The organism is Oceanospirillum beijerinckii DSM 7166, assembly GCF_000422425.1.
Lineage (GTDB): Bacteria > Pseudomonadota > Gammaproteobacteria > Pseudomonadales > Halomonadaceae > Oceanospirillum > Oceanospirillum beijerinckii.
In genome coordinates this window covers 31,219-51,018 of record NZ_AULT01000011.1, presented here as the reverse complement: position 1 = coordinate 51,018, position 19,800 = coordinate 31,219, and the positions used below count along the sequence as shown (strand labels likewise).

18 protein-coding genes are annotated in these 19,800 nt (G+C 48.2%); 10 read left to right on the top strand and 8 right to left on the bottom strand.

Annotated elements, in window-relative coordinates:
* The first annotated feature begins 53 nt into the window (after positions 1-53).
* From aceF to adk, 3 genes are all read left to right on the top strand, one after another.
* Positions 54-2,039, top strand: coding sequence for a pyruvate dehydrogenase complex dihydrolipoyllysine-residue acetyltransferase (gene aceF, locus H579_RS0105090; protein ID WP_028299787.1), 1,986 nt, complete (start codon positions 54-56; stop codon positions 2,037-2,039).
* A 260-nt stretch (positions 2,040-2,299) separates the two neighbouring features.
* On the top strand, positions 2,300-2,977 hold the full coding sequence (locus H579_RS0105085; protein WP_211224665.1) for a LysE family translocator: 678 nt from the start codon (positions 2,300-2,302) through the stop codon (positions 2,975-2,977).
* A gap of 572 nt (positions 2,978-3,549) precedes the next feature.
* Positions 3,550-4,203 carry an adenylate kinase gene (adk, locus tag H579_RS0105080; protein ID WP_028299785.1) on the top strand — a complete coding sequence of 218 codons (654 nt, stop codon included), beginning with the start codon at positions 3,550-3,552 and terminating at the stop codon, positions 4,201-4,203.
* Between the two features lie 204 nt (positions 4,204-4,407).
* Here the strand turns inward: adk and H579_RS0105075 are convergent, their stop codons facing one another.
* From H579_RS0105075 to dsbD, 4 genes are all read right to left on the bottom strand, one after another.
* Entirely contained in the window at positions 4,408-5,034 is a 627-nt protein-coding gene (locus H579_RS0105075) for a hypothetical protein (RefSeq protein ID WP_028299784.1), read from the bottom strand.
* Positions 5,035-5,349: 315 nt separating this feature from the next.
* Complete coding sequence (locus H579_RS24285; RefSeq protein WP_036565403.1) at positions 5,350-6,819, bottom strand: ATP-binding protein; 1,470 nt, start codon at positions 6,817-6,819, stop codon at positions 5,350-5,352.
* A 139-nt stretch (positions 6,820-6,958) separates the two neighbouring features.
* Entirely contained in the window at positions 6,959-7,624 is a 666-nt protein-coding gene (locus H579_RS0105060) for a response regulator (protein WP_028299783.1), read from the bottom strand.
* Positions 7,625-7,693: 69 nt separating this feature from the next.
* The gene (dsbD, locus tag H579_RS0105055; protein ID WP_028299782.1) at positions 7,694-9,634 is read right to left on the bottom strand and encodes a protein-disulfide reductase DsbD; all 1,941 of its coding nucleotides are present in this window, start codon (positions 9,632-9,634) and stop codon (positions 7,694-7,696) included.
* Between the two features lie 285 nt (positions 9,635-9,919).
* Here dsbD and H579_RS0105050 point away from each other — a divergent pair, with 285 nt between their 5' ends.
* The 4 genes from H579_RS0105050 (at position 9,920) to H579_RS0105035 (ending at position 13,299) form a co-directional block, all read left to right on the top strand.
* Positions 9,920-10,438: a TlpA disulfide reductase family protein gene (locus H579_RS0105050; RefSeq protein ID WP_028299781.1), complete on the top strand. Its 519-nt coding sequence runs from the start codon at positions 9,920-9,922 to the stop codon at positions 10,436-10,438.
* A gap of 98 nt (positions 10,439-10,536) precedes the next feature.
* Positions 10,537-10,752: a DUF4266 domain-containing protein gene (locus tag H579_RS0105045; RefSeq protein WP_028299780.1), complete on the top strand. Its 216-nt coding sequence runs from the start codon at positions 10,537-10,539 to the stop codon at positions 10,750-10,752.
* A complete protein-coding gene (locus H579_RS0105040; protein ID WP_245583214.1) occupies positions 10,739-12,112 on the top strand; it encodes a DUF3570 domain-containing protein in 1,374 nt (457 codons plus the stop codon). Before H579_RS0105045 ends, H579_RS0105040 begins: the two co-directional genes overlap by 14 nt.
* 146 nt (positions 12,113-12,258) lie before the next feature.
* Complete coding sequence (locus H579_RS0105035; RefSeq protein ID WP_051227318.1) at positions 12,259-13,299, top strand: FAD:protein FMN transferase; 1,041 nt, start codon at positions 12,259-12,261, stop codon at positions 13,297-13,299.
* Positions 13,300-13,358: 59 nt separating this feature from the next.
* On the opposite strand, the gene H579_RS0105030 is transcribed toward H579_RS0105035, so the two are convergent.
* The gene (locus H579_RS0105030) at positions 13,359-14,147 is read right to left on the bottom strand and encodes a helix-turn-helix domain-containing protein (protein ID WP_051227317.1); all 789 of its coding nucleotides are present in this window, start codon (positions 14,145-14,147) and stop codon (positions 13,359-13,361) included.
* Positions 14,148-14,255: 108 nt separating this feature from the next.
* Positions 14,256-14,660, bottom strand: coding sequence for a rhodanese-like domain-containing protein (locus tag H579_RS0105025; RefSeq protein WP_028299776.1), 405 nt, complete (start codon positions 14,658-14,660; stop codon positions 14,256-14,258).
* Positions 14,661-14,790: 130 nt separating this feature from the next.
* Between H579_RS0105025 and H579_RS0105020 the strand changes: the two genes are divergently transcribed.
* Positions 14,791-15,600 carry an AraC family transcriptional regulator gene (locus H579_RS0105020; RefSeq protein WP_084623945.1) on the top strand — a complete coding sequence of 270 codons (810 nt, stop codon included), beginning with the start codon at positions 14,791-14,793 and terminating at the stop codon, positions 15,598-15,600.
* Between the two features lie 280 nt (positions 15,601-15,880).
* Positions 15,881-16,765, top strand: coding sequence for a hypothetical protein (locus H579_RS0105010; RefSeq protein ID WP_028299774.1), 885 nt, complete (start codon positions 15,881-15,883; stop codon positions 16,763-16,765).
* Positions 16,766-16,892: 127 nt separating this feature from the next.
* Here the strand turns inward: H579_RS0105010 and H579_RS0105005 are convergent, their stop codons facing one another.
* Positions 16,893-17,531 (bottom strand): LysE family translocator, encoded by a 639-nt coding sequence (locus tag H579_RS0105005; RefSeq protein WP_028299773.1) that lies wholly within the window; start codon positions 17,529-17,531, stop codon positions 16,893-16,895.
* 156 nt (positions 17,532-17,687) lie between these two features.
* Between H579_RS0105005 and H579_RS0105000 the strand changes: the two genes are divergently transcribed.
* Positions 17,688-18,611: a LysR family transcriptional regulator gene (locus H579_RS0105000; RefSeq protein ID WP_028299772.1), complete on the top strand. Its 924-nt coding sequence runs from the start codon at positions 17,688-17,690 to the stop codon at positions 18,609-18,611.
* A gap of 398 nt (positions 18,612-19,009) precedes the next feature.
* Here the strand turns inward: H579_RS0105000 and bluB are convergent, their stop codons facing one another.
* On the bottom strand, positions 19,010-19,675 hold the full coding sequence (gene bluB, locus H579_RS0104995; protein WP_245583213.1) for a 5,6-dimethylbenzimidazole synthase: 666 nt from the start codon (positions 19,673-19,675) through the stop codon (positions 19,010-19,012).
* Positions 19,676-19,800: the final 125 nt, after the last annotated feature.

Genomic DNA, 19,800 nt, shown 5'->3' with positions numbered 1-19,800 from the left:
AAAAATGCACACCTGGACAAGGCTCAGTCAGACAGATTATAGGAGCGAGAGCTTTGAGTACCGAAATCATCAAAGTGCCAGATATTGGCGGAGACAGTGATGTAGAAGTGATCGAGATCTGTGTTGCAGTGGGTGACAAGATCGATGCGGAAGATTCACTGATTGTTCTGGAGTCTGATAAGGCTTCCATGGACGTACCCAGCCCGAAAGCGGGTGTGGTCAAAGCGATTAAAATGAGCGTGGGTGACCGTGTTAGCGAAGGTCATGACATTTTGGAACTGGAAATTGAAGGTGCGGCAGAAGCACCCGCAGCTGCGTCTGTTGAGGCCGCAGCACCGGTAGCCGAAGCAGCTCCAGCACCTACACCTGTTGCTCCAGCAGCGCCTGCTGTAGCATCAGTTGAAACCGTATGCGTACCGGATATCGGTGACAGCGGTGAAGTTGAAGTGATCGAAATCAGCGTCGCTGTGGGTGATGAGATTGCTGAAGAAGATTCCGTCATCGTACTGGAATCAGACAAGGCTTCTATGGAAGTCCCTGCACCCGTTGCCGGTAAGGTTGTTGAGATCCTGGTGAATACCGGTGACAAAGTGACCGAAGGCAGCGAGATCCTACGTGTTGAAACCGTGGGTGCAGCAGCGCCTGCACCGGCAGAAGCTCCTGTGGCAGCGGCTCCAGCGGTTGAAGCTGCATCCACAGCAGCACCTGCTCCAGTAGCTGCACCTGCTGCCGGTCCTGTACGTAAAGAGATCTTTGTACCGGATCTGAGCGGTAACAACGATGTGCCTGTGATCGAAGTATCCGTTTCCGTTGGTGATGAGCTGGATGCCGAAGACGGCATGCTGGTTCTGGAAACGGACAAAGCGACCATGGAAGTACCTGCGCCTTATAAAGGCAAGCTGGTTGAGTTTAATATCACAGAAGGCCAAACCTTAAATCAGGGTGACCTGGTTGGTGTAATGGAAGTGATGGAAGCGGCTCCTGCACAAGCCGCTCAGCCTGTTGCAGCTGCTCCGGCACCCACTTCAGCTCCTGCGGCTGCATCCACAGTGACTCAGGCCGCGCCTGCTGCTGCACCAGTAGCATCTGCTGAAAGCGGTCGTAAGACAGGTAAAGTCCATGCCGGTCCTGCGGTACGTATGACCGCCCGTGAGTTTGGTATTGATCTGCTGGATGTCACACCAAGCGGTCCTCGTGGTCGTATCCTGAAAGAAGACGTTCAGGCTTACGTGAAGCAAGTGATGCAGCAGGTGAAGTCTGCACCTCAGCAAGCGGCCGCTCCGGCAGCTGCAGCGGGCGGTGCCGGTATTCCACCAATCCCAGCGGTAGACTTCAGCCAGTTTGGTGAGATTGAAGAGAAGCCGATGGGTCGTCTGCTAAAAGTGGGTGCAATGAACCTGCACCGCTCCTGGCTGAACGTGCCACACGTAACACAATTTGACGAAGCGGATATCACCGAGCTGGAGAAATTCCGTAAGTCAATGAAAGGCGAAGCAGAGAAGCGCGGCTCTAAACTGACGCCTCTGCCATTTATTCTGAAAGCTTGTGCCTATGCACTGCAGAAATACCCTCAATTTAACGTATCTCTGCACCCAGACGGTGGCAAGCTGATTCAGAAGAAATATATTCATATTGGATTTGCGGTAGATACGCCAGACGGACTACTTGTGCCCGTAGTACGTGATGTTGACCAGAAATCGCTCTGGGAACTGGCAGATGCTACTGCAGACCTGGCTGCGCGTGCGCAGAAGAAGAAACTGACAGCGGATGATATGAAAGGTGGCTGTTTCACTATTTCGAGCCTGGGCTCAATTGGTGGTATTGCCTTTACGCCGATCGTAAATGCGCCGGAGGTTGCGATTCTGGGTGTGTCGAAAGCCAGCATGAAGCCTGTATGGAATGGTAGCGACTTTGTGCCACGGCAAATGCTGCCGTTGTCGCTATCCTATGACCATAGGGCGATCAACGGTGCTGATGCAGCGCGCTTTACTGCGTTTATTGCAGCAGTTATCGCTGATATTCGTCAAATGCTGATGTAATACTGTGAGGTGCCACTCATAGTTTGCGGGCTTTGATGAGACTCCATTGTATCCATTAACGATACATGTGCCTGTGAAGCGGTATTCTTCGGAATACCGCTTTTTTTCTGTCTAGTGTTTGCCGCTTCTTGGATGAGAGTTGTGTTATCACAATAAAAAAGAGGCAGAATACTTCACTGCTTTTCAATGCAAACTTTAGTTAATCACACTGACAATTTTGTTTCTGAGGTTATAATCGATTTTTAACCTGGGAGCTGAAAATGTCCGATATCCTGATGCAGCTGGCTTCATATTTTGATGCCTCTTTTTTTACCTTTCTTGTCGCGATCACCCTGTTAACCATGTCTCCCGGAGTTGATACCGTCGTAGTTATCCGCAACACCCTGCGTGGTGGTCGTATAGATGGCCTGACGACCAGTTTTGCCATCTGCTGTGGCCTGTTTGTCCATGCACTGGTATCCGCCGTGGGGATCTCCTTTATTCTGCTGCAGTCGGCTAGTCTGTTTGCCCTGTTAAAATTGGTGGGTGCGGCTTATCTGATCTGGTTAGGCTTTAAGAGCTTGCGTAGCGCCTGGGGCAAAGGCCTGAGTGCAATGGCGGTTAATACCGACGCCAAAAATAGCTTGGCAGGAAAAGGTGTATCTTTGACTCAATCCTTTCGGGAAGGTTTTTTAAGTAATGTACTTAACCCAAAAACCATCGTGTTTTATATGGCCTTCCTACCACAGTTTATCCAGCCTCATGAATCTGTCATGTTGAAATCAATGTTCCTGGCCGGCGTGCACTTTGTCATTGGTAATCTCTGGCAGCTGCTGTTGATTCTGATGGTGGCGAAAGCCCGGCAATGGTTAAGCAGTGAAAAAGCGATGCGCTGGATGGATGGTGTGATTGGCTCCATTATGATGGCTTTTGGTATCCGACTGGCGGCAGAATCTTAAGGTATCTGTTTAGTGGTTATCTGCATTAGATAATACCAAACAAGATAAGTTGTTGTAGGTCGGAAAAGCCGCAAGGCGCCTTCCGACAATCATCAGATACCGGAGCCAATGCCGGATGGCGCTTCGCTTATCCAGCCTACTCAGATATCAAGAAACTTATCTGGAATGGTATGAAGGTCTTTTTCACTGGTGTTTATTTCTTCATCAAAAAGTTGTACGAAGTATCGTTGGAAAAAATGCCGGGAAAATTGCTGTGCTGCAGCTTAGCCTATGGTCTTAGAGGAACAAACGATTGTTTTATTAGGCTTTTTTTAGCTACAACGAACGTATCCTTGTCTTTGTAACAGTGTGAGGGTATTGTCTGTCTCCTATTCGTGTAATTCATGGAAAATGCAGATTTTCCTGAGCGGTCCAGTGGCATCAGAAAACTTGATATGACAGCTCGGATAATACACAGGATGACAGATTCGCTAGCCTGATCTGAGGGTGCTTTGGTCAGGTAGCAAGCAGAGCAGACGTTTTAAAAACTTAGCGATTTTAATAATTAGAAATTAATAAGGGAGCATTACTCCATGCGGTTAATTTTATTGGGCGCTCCAGGCGCAGGTAAGGGTACGCAGGCTCAGTACATTTGTGAGAAATATGGTATTCCTCAGATCTCTACTGGCGATATGCTGCGTGCTGCTGTTAAAGAAGGCACTGAGCTGGGCCTGAAAGTAAAAGAGATTATGGAAACCGGCGGCTTGGTTTCTGATGAGCTGATTATCTCTTTGGTAAAAGAGCGTATCGCTCAGGATGACTGTAAGGGCGGTTTCCTGTTTGACGGCTTCCCACGCACTATTCCTCAGGCAGATGCCATGAAGGAAGCAGGTGTTCAGCTGGATCACGTGGTTGAGATCGCTGTTGAAGACGAAGAGATCATCAAGCGTATGAGTGGTCGCCGTGTACACCCTGCTTCCGGTCGTACTTACCACGTAGTATTTAATCCACCTAAAGTGGAAGGCAAAGACAATGAAACGGGTGAAGACCTGATTCAACGTGAAGATGACAAGGAAGAAACCGTACGTCACCGCCTGAGTGTTTACCATGAGCAAACGGCTCCACTGGTAGATTACTACAAGTCCTGGGAAGCTCAGGATGCGGCAGCAGCACCTAAATACAGCCATATTGCGGGCGTAGGTTCTGTTGACGATATCCGTGACAAAGTATTTGCTGCTCTGGCTTAATTTTAGGCCTATCCAAGCTTGTTTCGGTAATCTGAAAAGTCGTTAAAGCCAAGCGGTTTGCCTGAAACGGAAAAAAGCACTCCAAGCGGAGTGCTTTTTTTATATTTTTATCATTATTGCCTGATGTGTTCTAAGCATTTGGCTTAACCGGCAGAGCATCAGACAGACACCGGATGCAAGAGTTAGGCGTAAATCTGATACAGCTTAGGCGCTTTCAGCAGGTTTAGAGGTTACTGAGTGATTATCAACGCTGACGATCAAGCCATTCAGCTTATCAAACTGCAGAGAAACCAAGCTGTTTTGTGAGTTCTGCGTATACTGATTCAATGCAGATTGCACACGACTGGCCTGAGGCGTAGTCGGTGCCGCAGACTGAGTGCCATCCCGTTGCGAACTCTGGTAACTATAGTTAGCCACTGAATTGATGGTTTGAATCTGTTTCATCAACTCAGGTTTGTTTTGCAATAGCTGAGAAATACGGGCTTTATCCGGGTGCTCTCCCACAAAAGGCATACCTGTAAACGGGTTGACATTAATATTAATCGGCTTACTGGTATCAATTCCGTACTGGGTGAATACCACATCCAAGCTCTGGCTGAGTCGACTACCGAGTGTTTCAACACCTTTCCAATCTACGCCTGTATCCTCTGCAATATTATTCAGATTTTTAGCTGCCGCAGAGAGTTCAACCTGACGATAGTGATGTTTTACACTACCTTCAGCATCTTGCTTCTGCTGCTCTTTTGGATCGGTTGTATTGGGCTCAGGTTTTTGCACTGCCAGCATATTGCTGGGTAGCCCTAGAGTGCTTTTTAAGATCTGACCTAGCATGGTGAAATCCCCCTAACTCTTTTAACTCCTATCAAGCACGGGGCATGCCAATATTTTATATTGTACTCATTATCAGTATTTAAGCAGCTATCATGCAGCTAAATGTCATTATTTTTTATTTTTATTGTTCCTACCTGTGGGACTATAGCGGAGGCTTTGCCGTTTTTATTAAGGGGAAGCGGCAGGTGAAATCCTATGGCAAGGAAAAGCGGCAAGGATTTCCGCTTCATATTTGATGATAAAAAACAAGTAATTTTTATACGGGATTTGTTGTTTTATGATTACTGCAAGAAGCTTCTTTTGTTCAGTCGCACTCTATGATCTAACCTTTGTTTGATCATCCTCCGGGGCTTTTGGAGAGCTGGACTCAGGAGTATAGATCTTTGGAAATGACAGCTGGATAGTCAGGCCTCCGTTTGGAGTATCCCGCGGCGTGATACTCCCCTCATGACGTTCCAGAATTCGCTTTACAATGGCTAAGCCTAATCCTGCTCCAGAGGCTTTTCCTTCACGAAAGAAGCGCTCTGTCAGGCGTTGTTTATCCTTATCAGAAACGCCACAGCCATGATCTCTCACCTGCAGTACAAACTCGTGTTCATTTTGACTCCACTTCACTTCAATTTCAGTGCCTGCTGGCGCAAATTTAACGGCATTACTGATCAGGTTTTGCAGGATAATTTCTAAACAACCTGTTTCCATCTGGGTGCGCCAATCCAGTGCTTCATCGATATCCAGGCTGACTTCCATCTCTTTCTCCCAGGCCAAAGGCATCAGCTGGGCCAGCAAAGATCGACTTTCCTGGGCCAGATTAATGTCTTGCAGAGTATTATCCTGTCCTTGAGGGTCCAACCGCGCCAGAGTCAGTAACTGAGAGACAATACGGGTAGAGCGATCAACGCCCAGAGTGAGCTGCTCCAGTGCGACCTCTCTATCATTTTGATCCAGAGTTTGCTGAGCATTTTGAGCATGAATTTTGAGTACTGCTAAAGGCGTTCGTAGTTCATGAGCAGCATCTGCAATCAGACGTTGCTCACGGGCTATCATGGTTTCGATTTCAAACAACAAACGATTCAGGGCTTTCTGTACGGGAGCAAGCTCGGTAGGTAGCGGTTCCAGGTTGATCGCCTCCAGGTGGGTTGGCGCACGCTTGCTGATCAGGTTGGCCAGCTGCTGTAGCGGCTTTAACCCCCAACCCACAGCCCACCAGAGTAAGAGTGAAAGAATAGGCAACCCAATAAGATCAGGCAAAAGTGTTTGAGTAACAATTTTATCCACCATCTCACCGCGCACATCTTCACGCTCTGCGACAATGATACGAATAGTGTTACTCCTGAGTTCAGGCACGCTGTGGCTATAGATGCTTGAAAGAGAAAAAGTGCGCCAATCGTAATCCCCTAACGTCTGACTTGCATAGCCCATCCGGTCACTTAAAGGCTCCTGAGGGGCACTTTGTGAACGAAAAATCAGAGTGTTATCTTCCCAAACCTGGTAGGCAATCTTGCTTTCATATTTGTGGCCGCCAGAGGCCTCGACCACCAGTGCCTGTTCAAAGGTGTTTTGCAGCGCTAGACGTTTTTCATCTTCCAGCTCCATGCGCTCTAATCCCAGACTTAGGGATTGAAGAATACGGGCCTGTTGCGCCAGACGGGCATCAAATAGCTCTTCAATCTCATGACTGGCTTCGATAAAGCCAATGATACCTATCATGAGGCTGATCGAGGTCAGAAGAGATAGAACCAATAATAAGGTCCGACGACGAATAGACTGGGGAAGCCAGGTAGACACAGAGATATCCAGTAATCAGGTGAAAAGGCCCTAAATCATAGGGGAAGGCTGTCACTTTAAATTGTGTGTACCATGATGATGAACTCTGTCATCACCATGGAGAAGTCATGTACTTAGCTTAGCTGAACTGATTCTGCAATCATGGGGAGGATTTATCAATGACATAGCCAATCCCTCTGATCGTGCGAATCAGGCCCGAGTAAAACTTTTTACGTAAATGATGGATATGTACTTCCAAAGCGTTACTTTCCACATCCTCATCCCAGCCGTAAAGCAGTTGTTGCAAGGTGTCGCGGGTGAAAACATGGCCGGGTTGATTGATCATCTCATGCAGCAGCGCATACTCCCGGCGGGTTAGGTTGACTACTTTTCCTTGATAGCTGACCTGTTGGCTGGCCGGCTCCAGTTCAATATCCTTAAAACGAATGATAGATTCAGAGCGGCCTGAGCTGCGCCTTAGCAACGCACGGATGCGCGCCTTTAGTTCGGTGACATCAAAGGGCTTGATCAAGTAATCATCAGCACCGGAGTCTAACCCCTCAATCCGGTTTTCAATGGAATCCCGTGCAGTGAGTACCAATACCGGCAAAGCTTTACCTTGAGCACGGGTTTGCTTGAGTACTGAGATACCGTCCAGGCGTGGCAGACCAAGATCCAGAATCACCAGATCAAATGATTCGGTTTCCAGTGCATGCAGCGCTTGTAGACCATCGGTTAACCAATCTACGGTATAGCCCTCCGGCTTAAGCGCGGTCTGCAGACCTGAGCCCAGGGAGATATCATCTTCTACTAATAGCACGCGCATGGTTTTATCTGTTTCCTTGGCAGTGGATCACGACATAGAGTACTGATCATGTAATGATTTAATGATCGTTTACAGTACTTTTTTAATTTGCTGTACAAATTGTTGAGGACCTAACTCACCCTGTACCCGGGCTGCACTCAGTTCCTGGCCATTACGTTGGTAAAACAGCAAACTGGGTGGTCCAAAGAGACCGTGTTGTTGCAAAAAGTTAACTTGATCATCACGGTTATCAGTAATATCCAGTTGTAAAAACACCGCCTGATCTGTAAGGGCCTGTACTTCAGGTTGGTTAAACACCGTTTTTTCCATTGTTTTACAGCTGGCACACCAATCTGCGTACAGATCAACCACCACGGGTTTGTCTTGCAGACTTGCTTGTTGTAACGCCTGCTGCAGTTGCGTGACAGAATCATAGCGACTGAACAGAGCTCTTTCTGGTGATCTGCTTTCTGCGGCATAGGTTCCGGTTGAACCGCTTATCAGTGTCTTGCCATTTGCAGCAAAGGCCAGAGGTTGCAGCGGATCATCCTGACCGGCCAGGCCAGACAGCATCAAGCTAATACCATAAACCAGCATAGCCACTGACAGACCTCGACGGGTGCGCCCCCAGGAGGAAAGCGCATCAGATTGACCGAAGCTGCCCAGATGCATGGCGTAGACAATTAGCAGCAGTGACCACAGAAGCAGAGTAACAGAGCCTGGGATCAGGCGGCTCAACAGGCTAATTGCCACTCCCAGTAACAGGACACCGAAAAAGGCTTTCACTTCGATCATCCAGCTACCGGCTTTGGGTAACCAGCGACCTCCTCCGGCACCTACCAGAATCAAGGGCAACCCCATGCCCAGACTCAATGCAAACAGTGATGCACCACCTAATACCGCATCCCCCGTGGTACTGATATAGACCAAAGCCCCGGCTAAAGGCGCTGAGACACAGGGCGATACTACCAAGGCAGAAATCAGCCCCATCAGGGCAACCCCTATATATTGGCCTCCTTTACTGTTTTGTCCCATACGATCCAGTCGATCCCTTAGGAAAGCGGGTAGCTGTAACTCATAAAAGCCAAACATTGACAGCGCTAATACAGTAAACAGACCGGCAAAAACGATCAGGGCTGTAGGACTCTGAAGGGAGGCCTGTAGATTCATCTTGGCACCAAAGTAGCCTACCAGCAGGCCTGCCAGAGTATAAGTAACCGACATGCCTAATACATAAGCACTTGAAAGACCGATACCCTTGCGCACTGTAATCTGCGCACCTTGTCCGGCAATGATACCTGCCAGAATAGGCACCATCGGCAAAACACAAGGGGTAAACGTTAAGCCAAGACCCAGTACCAAAAAGGTCAGGACAACCCAATAACCTTCAGCATTAGCCAGCAAAGAGGCGATGGCACCGGCATCCTGTTCAAGACCGACCGTGTTATTCATGGGCTGTGGTTGAGGTGCTGTCGTTTGCGTGAAATTTGGCATCGCGCCTGACGGTGCCAGGCCTGCACTTTTTAAACTACCAGACTGTACTTGTTGCAGATCTTTCAGTGATATCTGCTGGCGCTTTGGAGGATAGCACAGACCATTTTCGGAACAGCCCTGATATTTGACCGTTAGCTTATCGCCCGTGACTCTCTGCAGGTCGAGACTTAACTGCAGTTGGTTATGAAATACCTTTACCAAACCAAAGTTAGGATCATCTTTCACCTCTGGCTGAGTCAGCAGAGTAAAGTCGTAACTTTGTTTATTCTGACCGGTAATTTTTAAGCGTTCTTCATAGAGATAGTAGCCAGGGGCAATCCGCCAGGTCAGCTGTAACTGTTTGCCTGCCCGTCCCAGGCCGGGCTCTTGTTGACCAAGCTGTTGCTGGGAAAGCTGCTGCTGTGTGAGCTGTTGGCTGAACTGAAAAGCCTGATCAACAGGCAAGAACTCCGTATTATCCTGAGCATGCAGATCACTGCCTAATAGCTGCAACACTATGATAAAAATCATCGTGAGCGCATATAACCCCTGAGCCATAACACATCCTCTAATCCCGCTATCTTTGATGGGAGTATTGTCTGTGTCCAGCCTTAAGCTTTTCTTAAGGGTTTTCTTAATGGGTCTTAAGGAAAGCTTAAGTTTTCTCTTTCATCATGACTGACAGTTTCTACTCAATCGCACAGTAACCGCTTCGGGCTAAGTCTTTAATCGCATTCACTTAGCCCTTAGTGGTTTAGGTTTCATCTGGTTTGCAGGCGTTCATCTGCCTGAATCGTTTCTCTAAACACCAGAATAAAAGAATTTGTTAAGGAGCTCCCATTTATGAAGGTTATTCGAGCCTCACTAACTGCTGCAGTACTGACCCTAAGCCTTTCTCTGCCTGCAGCGGCGGCAGAGCTGACACCCGTTGATCAGGCTAAAGCGGCACCAATGTCAGGGACAGTGCTCGCAACAGCTTCTGGCCAGAAAAAAGCACTGGATGATTTTAAAGGCAAAGTGGTACTGGTGGACTTCTGGGCATCCTGGTGCGGCCCCTGTCGCCAGTCGTTCCCCTGGATGAATCAGATGCAAACAACCTATCAGGCACAGGGGCTGGAAGTGGTGGCCATTAATCTGGATGAAGAACCAGAATTGGCACAGGACTTTCTACAACAGATCCCCGCAGACTTTACCGTGCTGCTGGATAACAAAGCACTGCTACCTGAGGCCTTTGGCGTGATGGGTATGCCTTCCAGCTATCTGATCGATCGCCAGGGCCGCATTCGCGCAGAACATATCGGCTTTCATACCAATAAAGTGAATGACTACGAAGACTCTATTAAGGCGTTGTTAGTGGAGTAAGTTGTTAACCGAGCAAGGCAGTCAGGATAACGCAAAAGTCATACTGCTCCACAAGCCCGTTTAGTTTGATAACTCTCTTGTTTTTTAAGGATAGAACTATGAAAAGAATCGCCGTGGCAGCTGCGCTTATCGCACTGCTCAGTGGCTGCGCTGATCTGGGTGTTAAACCCTGGCAGCGGGATATTCTGGCACAACCAGAGATGCAGCTGATCAGTGATCCCGTAGAAGCGGGCCTGGATGATCATATCTATTTCAGTAAGGAAGCCACCAGCGGTGGCCGTGGATTTGGAGGTGGTGGTTGTGGCTGTAACTAAAATGACTTCACAGACTGAACAGGCCGTGGCAGAGCATCAACTCACTCATGAAACCTCGAAGGCATCATTAACTATGCTGCTTGCCTCAGCAGGTTGTGCTCTATTAGCAGGCTTACCCAATCAAGCCCAGGCTTCTGAACTGGATAACTGGGATTTTGACGCCGCCACTCTGATCTATGCCGAAAGCGATAGTCGGGTCACGGCTGCTGAACCGGTGATCAGTGCAACCCGTAACTTCGACAGCGAAACCAAACTGAACCTGAAGCTGGCACTGGATACGCTGACAGGTGCCTCACCCAGTGGCGCAACACCTTCTGATCAGGCCCAGACCTTTGCCCGTCCATCGGGTCGAGGTGATTATGATATCAAGGCCGGAGAACAGCCGCTGGACGATACCTTCCGCGACAGCCGTGCCGCATTCTCTGCAACCTGGTCAGCACCGATCAATCGTGACTGGGCCTATAGCGCAGGGGGCTATCTTTCCTCAGAGCACGATTATCGCTCTCTTGGGGTCAATGGCAGCATTTCGCGCTATTTGAATGAAAAAAATACCACAATCACTCTGGGCGGCAGCTTCTCTTCTGACTCTATTGATCCGGAAGGAGGTCTTCCAATCGGCTTAAGCGCGATGGCCGTACCGGGATCTGCCAACTTTGATCAGGACTTTTCCAATAGTCGCCAGGGATCATCCGACGATAAAACCATTACGGATTTTCTGGTAGGCGTTACTCAAGTCATCAACCGCCGTACCCTGATGCAGTTCAACTACTCCATCAGCGCCAGCGACGGTTATTTAACCGATCCTTATAAGATCGTGTCTGTGATTGATGATAGCTCCGGAGATAACTACGGCGGTAACTATCAGGTTAATGGCCAAAATCTCTATATTTATGAGAAACGACCGGATACCCGCTTAAAACAAGCCCTGTACTGGCAGACAAAATATCAGCGCGAAAACAGTGATATTATCGACTTCAGCTATCGCTTTATGTTTGATGACTGGGGAATCAACTCTCATACTCTGGATCTGAAATATCGCTGGCAGTTAGGGGATCATTATCTGGAGCCTCAGTTACGCTGGTACAGTCAGAGTGCAGCTGATTTCTATCAGCGCTATACCACGGCCAGTGACTATCAGAATGTCGATGAGATCAGCGCAGACTATCGCCTGGGAGATATGGACACTTACACCGTGGGTTTACGCTACGGTTATCGTATGGCCGGTGGTAGTGAGTTATATGCCCGTCTGGCACTTTATCAACAACAAAGCAGCGGTAGTTCAGGCTTTGGTAAGCTGAAAGAGCAGGCGTTATATCCTGATACTACAGCCACTATGCTAACCGTGGGTTATAAGTTCTAGTTTTCTTGAAGCTCTCTTGAAGCTGACAGAGCTTAAAACAGGCTCTGCTTGAATCATCAGGCAGGGCCTATATCAAGACTGGCAGGACCTAAATCAAGGAAAGCCTGAAGTAAGCAAGACGTAACATAAACAGGTCAGAAGGTTTTATGCAGCAAGATAATTTGCACGGATTCTCTGAATCCAAGAGGCTCTTATCCATCGCTAAGATGAATAACCCTTCCGGCCACCCCATGCCCGAACTGAGCTTTTTAGCGGCTGATCAGTCCAGTGCTGGCTTTCTATTGCAGTTCCAAGCCATGGCCAGTACCTGCGAGTTACTGATTGATCTGCCTGAGTCTCATTGGGCCTTGGCAGAACAATTGGCTCTACAGGCAGTACGGGAAACCTGGCGTATTGAGTTTAAATTCAGTCGTTATAGAACAGGTAACTGGCACGATAAAGTGCACCAGAAACGAGGGCATTGGCAAAATCTGGATGAAGAGAGCGCCCGTCTGATCGCCTTTGCCGATCAAGCCTGGCAGTTATCTGATGGCTTGTTTGATATCACCTCGGGTATTTTGCGCAAAGTCTGGCGCTTTGATGGCAGTGATCGTTTACCTGAGCCGGAGCAGGTAGCAACCTTACTGCCTCATATTGGCCGGCAAAAAATACAATGGTCCTTACCTGAAGATGATGGTGTGAACAGTAAACCCGCACAGCTTTATCTGCCCGAAGGTATGGAACTGGATTTTGGTGGTGTAGGCAAAGAGTACGCGGTGGATCGAGTACTGGGCTTATCGCTCAGTCTCTTGCAAAAGGCTCAACCGGATGTTGCCTGTTCTCTGCTGGTAAACTTTGGTGGTGATATCGCCTGCAGCGGCCCAAGAGCCAATGGAGAACCCTGGAAAGTGGGTATCGAAGCACCAGATCGCGAAGGTAAAGAAGCCGCTTTACTGAGCTTAACTGGGGGGGCTTTAGCCACATCGGGAGATAGTCAGCGTTATCTCCTGAAAGAAGGCAAGCGCTACAGCCATCTACTTAACCCCAAAACCGGCTGGCCTATCGAAAATGCCGTGCGCTCCATTACGGTTGCCGCACCAACCTGCAGTCAAGGTGGTTTGATCTCAAGCCTAGCCCTATTACAGGGAGCAGGAGCTGAGAACCTACTCAAACAAACCGGGTTGAAGTATTGGTTGTTGTCAGCATAGCCAGAAGTGAATAAATTGATGAAAGATGAACGCCTGAAACTCAAGCAACCTGATAGAGGTTAATGGCGATAATCCTTTGGCGACTGACCATAGAAATCAGCAAAGCGACGACTGAAAGCGGAAGCATTTTGATATCCCACCTGCTGGGCAATAATCGCAATAGGGATATCCGTGTGTGCTAACAGCGCTTTTGCCTTTTCCATACGTAACTGCAGTAAATATTGTCCCGTCGGGCAACCCACGATCTGGCGAAAAAGGTTTTTATATTGACTCAAACTTAAACAAGCCAATTGAGCCAACTTATCCAGCTCTGGTGTCACACTCAGATCCTGCTGCAAATACTCCATCACACGTACGATGCGTTCATCCTGCCGACCACTTGACTGTTGCTGCACCAGTAACTGCACAAACAATCGACCAATATCCTGTTCCAGTTCAGGATTCAAGGCACTGTTAAGCTGCAGCTCAATAAATTGGCAATAAGCTTTTAAACTCGTGGATAGTTGAAATAAAGCGTGCGGCCATTGAGACACAACACCGGGTAACAGGTCCAGATCAGCCACTAGAAAGCGGGCTTTTTCATCGGCAGAAAATCGGTGAATCAGCTGTTGGTCAATAATCACACCTTTATCGGGGCCAATACGCTCCTTCAGTAATTGATCACCGTTGGTATTCGATAACTCAATCTGGATAGCGCCATGCAGAGGAATCACAATCTGATAATAGTTGTGTTGGTGAGCCCTGATTGTTTGGCTATAAGAACGAATGGATAAGCGGGTTCTTATCCGACCGTCTTCGTTGGGCTGATCAGTCGCTGAGAAGTCAGCGATGGTAAATCGAGAAGGCATAAACGTGATCCATTCCCACAGCGCTTGCTATTTTGAGAACAAATATACCCTTACAGGAACGAATATACCTATAGGAATGCTTATACCCTCTCGAGTTGATAGCAGTGATTAGGCCTTCTTATATTCCTCAATCGGGCCATCAGCTTTACGCCAGGCTGCAAAACCTCCGTGAATATGTTTTACCCCTTCCAGCCCCATCTCTGTGATCGCACGACCGGCAAGAGCCGAACGTAAACCACCACCGCAATATAGCACCAGTGTCAGGTCTTGCTGGAAGATCTCTTTGGCATAAGGGCTTTCAGGATCAATCCAGAACTCTAACATACCTCTGGGACAGTGATAGGCTCCTGGAATAACGCCATCTCGTTGCAGCTCACGCACATCACGGATATCAACAAACTGGATACCTTCCTGACCGTGCAGAGCCTGGGCCTGCTCAACACTGATCTCTTCTACAACCTGATTCGCTTCCTCCACCAACTGGTAGATGCCTTTGGTAATATTTACAGCCATGGTGTGTCCTTATTGTTGTTTTCTCTTCTGACCTAATGCTAATAGACGAACCAACCTGTAATCTCTATACATAATGACAAAATATATCGATAGAACGACAAAAGAGATCCTGAGCAGAGCCTAGCCACTGATGGAACACAACAAACGCCACTTTAAAGCCGATAAATGCTTATCCCTGCTTGAAATGGCTCAACTTCCCCGCAGGGTATTTGTGCGTCAGGAGTCGATGCCTCCAGAGCACTATTTTCCGGCTCACCAACATCCCTGGCACCAACTACTCTATGCCACATCCGGCGTCTTAACCGTGGATGTGGTCGATAAGCGTCTATTTATCTCACCAGAAAAAGCCGTCTGGTTACCGGCAGGTACTGAACATTCGGTTGCGACACAATATGGAGCTGAACTAAAAAGTCTCTATATCGAGCAGAATTATCAACTCCTGGCTGATAAAAGCCAGGTGATGACGATGACACCCCTGATCAAAGCGCTGATTATGGAAGCCTCAGAGTTTGCCATTGAGTATCCATTGGATGGCTACGAAAACGAAGTGATCTCACTGATTCTAACCGTACTACCAAGACTGGAGACTGATCAGCAACACCTGCCCTGGCCCAGTCTGCCGGAACTGTATCGGCTCTGTTGCTCACTGTACGATCGACCGGGGGATCGACGCACTACAGAAGAGTTAGCTAATACCCTATCCATGTCCAAACGTACCCTGGAACGCCGCTTTAGCAAAGCCACAGGAATCAGCCTTCAGAGCTGGCGTAATCGATTGCGTTTTTTAAAGGCCGTTGAGCTGTTAAATTCAGGTAAAAATATCACTCATATCGCATTGGAGCTGGGCTACAGCTCTCCCTCCGCGTTTATCTATATGTTTCGCTCGCAGACAGGCATCAGTCCCAATCGCTATCTGACAACTGAACAGATCTATACATAACAAACAGCTTTTTTGCAGAAGGCATGGATAAAAACTATGGCTTAAAGCAGCAAGCTCATCCGATCAATCACACCGACTATCTGGCAAGGTCATGCCTGATAGCCGGAAAGGGGCACCGTAACAGGAAGTTTATTGCCAGCTTCGGTGTACTGATCCTTTAGCAACAAAACTTATACCGTCGCGAATTCAGTATAATAGGCAGAAACACAAACACTTTATCATGACAGGCATAGATTCTGCATAGTTTGAAAACAGCTCTTGCAAACACAGGATGTGTCCTATGAATTCAGTACAATCAACGATTTCGGCTTCACCTTATATCCCCACTGCCACCAAGGTTGGAACAAGCCGGCTTAAAGTTAACGATGCGATGCCTCTCGAGCTATCCGGCGCAAAGCTGATTGAGCCAACATCCAAACAGTACAAGGAGATTATGGAACGGACTGGAGGATTGAAAGGCATTAAAGCGTTATCTCCCCCTCTTAACATTGAGCAATTGCTCCAGGATCGCCTGTCTCAAGCCAACCATCAGGATACTCAGGCCATTATCCGAATGGGCGGTAAAGTTGTGGGTTATATGCAAACAAACGGTTATGCCACAACAAGCAATAGTCTGAAGATGGAAGGCTCGGATAATGCCTCCCGCATTCAGTTTCTGAAACAACACTATGGCAATAAGATTAGTATCGAAGAATTCCCACCAGGTGAGGGGCCAACTCATGCTGAAGTCTATGAAGCGTTTTCAGGCCGAAACTACCGCCAAGAGATGTATAGTCAATACCAGTCAGCGGTCCGAGACCGGTTTGAAGTACAGCAAGCCCAACTAAGAGCTCAACAACAATGGGAAGCGATACAAAATGAACCCCAAGTGCAGAAACTGACACTGGAAGGGCTAAATATTACCGGATGGGATCAGGCAGGTAATATCAATATTAATCATCGCAACTTGATACAGCTTTCTAAGCAAGCAGGCTTCGATCTGCCACAAACACGGGAAATCTATCGTCAGCTGCGCGATAGCGAAAGCCCTGATGCCGCAACAGCTGCCTTAGCAAAGCACTTTTCGTCTGAGCCAGAGCTGGCCATCATTCCTGACAGTGACACACTCACTCGCAAACAGCTTATGTACAGTTCTCCCGAGCAAATCAGAAACGGCTATCTATAAGCGATAGGTACAGGGAATAGTATTTTAAGAATAGAGCAAACAAAGTGACGTAATAACTGATACGCTGAAAGCTGATGGTTCTTACCATCAGCTTTGCACCACTCTGAAAGTACTCACCTGAAAAGAATCAACCCTGAGAAGCCATCACCTTCACACCCAGCAGCACCATGGCACCACCCAGCACTCGGTCGATCCAATGACTGGCACGTTTAAAGCGACCATTTACCACAGGATTGGATAGCAGCAGTACCACCGTTGAGAACCAACCCAGCTGAATCATCATCATCCAGATACCGTAAACCGCCAGCTGATATAGCGGCATATCCGGCGACAACACCAAGGTAAACAGAGAGACAAAGTACACCGGTGCTTTAGGGTTCAGCGCATTACATAAAAAACCGATACCGATGCTTTTTGCCGCCGAGTGTTTTGTCACTGCTTCGGTAGGAGTCGTTTCTGCATCACTGCCCATGGTTGCGGCTTTGGCGAGCAAGCCTTTAATGCCCAGATAGATCAGGTAACTGCCACCCAGAATCTTAATCACCCATAGTGCTGTTGCAGAGTTGGCAATCACTGCCGCCAGACCAAAACTGGAATAAAGAATATGCACCGATAGCCCCAGGGCGATGCCCAGACTACACAGAAAACCGGCTTTGCGGCCATTGGATAATGTCTGCTGGGAGACCATAACAAAGTCCGGCCCCGGCGATGCCGCAGCCAGCAGATGAATCGAACTGATCAGTAATAAGCCCTGCCAAAGATCCATAACACACCTCTTGTTTATCGAATCTAAAACCGAACTAAAAATCTCTTCGCGAAGCACAGTAATGATCTGCAGAACAAAGGGTTTCTTAGCTGGACTGAGCATATACAATTAACAATTCTATGATTAGACCCCAGCTTTGGAAAGGATTGTTGCACCATGCGCAAGAATGAGCACTACGCCCTGATGTATGAGATGGCTGTTTTTGTTGAAGTGGTCAAACAAGGCAGCTTTACCGCAGCGGCTCAGATTTTGGGCTGCTCGACCTCTTCTGTCAGCCGCAGCATTACCAAACTGGAAAACGCCCTGTCCACCAGTCTGCTACAAAGAACCACGCGCAAACTGCGCCTGACCAGCAGCGGTGAAGAGGTCTATACCCGCTGTAAACAGATGGTGGAAGCCTCTGAGCTGGTATTGGAAACCAGCGATAGTCTAAACCAGGAGATCGAAGGGGATATCAGTCTGTCAGTGCCAAAAGCGGTAGGCAGTACGGTCATTCATCCATTGATCCCTGAATTTCTGGCCCGTTATCCCAAGGTGAATGTGCATATGACACTGGATGACAGACCGCTGGATCTGATTGACAACCAGCTGGATCTGGCGCTTCGTATCACCAATGAACCGCCACCGGGTTTGATGGGTCGTAAGCTATTTCGTCTGGATCACCTGCTATGTGCCTCGCCAGAATACCTGCAACGACAGGGCGCACCTCAACATCCCAGCGAACTGACCGGGCACAGCTGTATCTTCCTGGCCAGCAACCCCATTGATGGCCGTTGGCGGCTGCAAAAAGACAATGAAACAGTGGATGTGAAGTTAACAGGGCGCTATGCAGCCAACCACACTAAGGTACGTTTGGATGCCGTAAAAAGAGGTATTGGCATTGGCACCCTGCCCTTCTTTACCGCTCAGCAAGATCTGGCTGAAGGTAATATCGTGCAGGTGTTCCCGGATTGGCAGTTTATTACCAACTATCAGGGCGATGTCTGGTTGCTCTATACCGCGACGCGTCACCTGCCACAACGGTTAAGAGTGTTTGTGCAATATTTAGCAGATCAACTCACAGGGCTATCTGTTGATTAAAAGGGGGACTCAAAAATATGTGTGTAAAAACAAAACCCTAAAAGCATTATCCACAGAAAAACTGAGTAACCGTGTGCATTTTATAGCTAATAAGCTGGGGATAACTTCCTGCCTGTAGATATTAAGGAGGATGCCAGAGAGAAACCCACCCCCACAGTAACTCCTGGAGAGGCTGATTTACTTGGGATAGCAGCCGACGAGTGATCTGGTATCCTCTTTTTATAGAGGGATATAGCTGACAAGCCCAAACGGTTGAGTAAACAAGACAAAATCTGTTTATTTTTTATACAACACCTAGGCTTGTATGACGTCAGGCGCTTTCTGCTAACGAGCACCAACAAAACAAATACAACAAAACAAATACCAACAAAACGAGCACCAGGAAAGCCCCTCCTGCTTCACAGCTCTTCCGGCCAATGATTTTCATAGAGAAACTCTTCCAGAGGTCGCGCCTCTGCCCAGTTTTCCTGCACCAGCATCGGCTGCTGATAAAACTCCGGTACATGGCCGATACAGAGTACCGCAATGGGTTTGCTGCCTTCTGGCATACGCAACAGCTCAGTCAGTTTATCGGGATCAAACAGAGATACCCAGCCCATACCAATCCCTTCCGAGCGAGCGACCAGCCACATATTTTGAATAGCACAGGATAACGAGGCCAAATCCATCTCCGGCAGAGTCCTGCGACCAAAAACATGCTGTTCCCGACCATCAGGCAAGGCCGCGACAACCAACTCCGCGCACTCTTTGATCCCTTCAACCTTCAGCTTAAGAAACTGGCTTTTACGTTCACCCAGCTGCTGAGCAGTATGTTGGCGCTCCTCTTCCACCAATTGAGCAATCTGCTGCCTTAATGCGCCATCGGTAATGCGCATAAAACGCCAGGGCTGCATCAAGCCCACACTGGGCGCATGATGAGCCGCCATAAAAATATTGTTCAGGATTTTTTTATCAACCGGATCGGAGGTGAAATGACGCATGTCCCTCCGCTGACTGATCACTCGCTGAATCGCACTCTTATCGGCATCACTATAGGCAAAGGCATTGATTTTCTGGTCGCTCAATTTCGTATCCTGTGGCTTGACTTACGATTAATCTCTGTCGTATCGCCATATGGTAAAGCGTGCCAGCTGGCTTTTCTACTCATCCCCTTCCTCTACAGTATTTTGTTATACATTGAGCAGATCAA